1 protein-coding gene is annotated in these 1,026 nt (G+C 74.7%); it reads right to left on the bottom strand.

The features are described 5' to 3' along the window. Positions 1-102: 102 nt before the first annotated feature. On the bottom strand, positions 103-1,026 hold a 924-nt coding region (locus ABZ070_RS37520; RefSeq protein WP_356640704.1), incomplete at its 5' end, for a molybdopterin dinucleotide binding domain-containing protein.

Here is a 1,026-nt window from a genome sequence, read left to right on the forward strand (position 1 = left end):
GGGGTGGTGGGGGGTGTGGGTGGGGGGGTGAGGAGGAGTTCGGCGGCGGTTTTGAGGGTGATGAGGAGGTTGTCGCCGCCGGCCTGCGGGTGTCGCGGATGGTCATGACCGCACCTCCGGTGCTGCCGGAGCGGCCCCGGTCGCGGCCGCGATACGGACGAGCTCGCCCGGGCGGGCGCCCGTGTCGGAGGTCACGCCGCCGCCCACGGAGTTCATCGGCAGCCACACCACCCGGTCGGGCATCTCGCTCACCTGGAGCGGCAGCCGGATGGTTCCGGACGGTCCGGCGATCTCCAGTTCGTCGCCGTCCTTGACGCCCGTCTCCGCCGCGGTGACCGCGGAGAGCCGTGCCACGGCGGCGTGCCGGGTGCCGGCCAGCGCCTCGTCGCCCTGCTGCAGCAGGCCCTGGTCGAGCAGCAGCCGGTGACCGGCGAGGACCGCCTCGCCGGCGCCGGGCCGGGGCAGCGGCTTCGCGCTCTCCAACGGCTCGGTGGCCCGGGGGCCGTCCCAGCTGCCGAGCCGTTCCAGCTCCGTACGTACGGACTTGAGGTCCGGCAGACCGAACGGCACGTCGAGCGTGTCGGCGAGCATGTGGAGTACCCGCGCGTCCGCCGGTGCGAGGCGGCGGGTCATGTGCTCGGGCTTCAGCGGCGCCTCGAACATCCGGACCCGGCCCTCCCAGTTGAGGAAGGTACCGGGCTTCTCCGCGACGGCCGCGACCGGGAAGACGACGTCCGCGCGTTCGGTGACCTCGCTGGGCCGCAGCTCGAGCGAGACCAGGAAGCCGACGGCATCGAGCGCCTCACGTGCTCGCGCCGGATCCGGCAGGTCGGCCACCTCGACGCCCGCGACGAGCAGCGCGCCCAGTTCACCGGTGGCCGCGGCCTCGATGATCTGGCCGGTGTCGCGGCCGTAGCGGTGCGGGAGTTCGCGGATCCGCCAGACCTCCGCGGTCTCCTCACGGGCCCGCGGGTCGGTGGCCGGCCGGCCGCCGGGCAGCAGCGACGGCAGCGCCCCTGCCTCCAC

It is taken from the genome of Streptomyces sp. NPDC006283, from assembly GCF_040613325.1.
GTDB lineage: Bacteria > Actinomycetota > Actinomycetes > Streptomycetales > Streptomycetaceae > Streptomyces.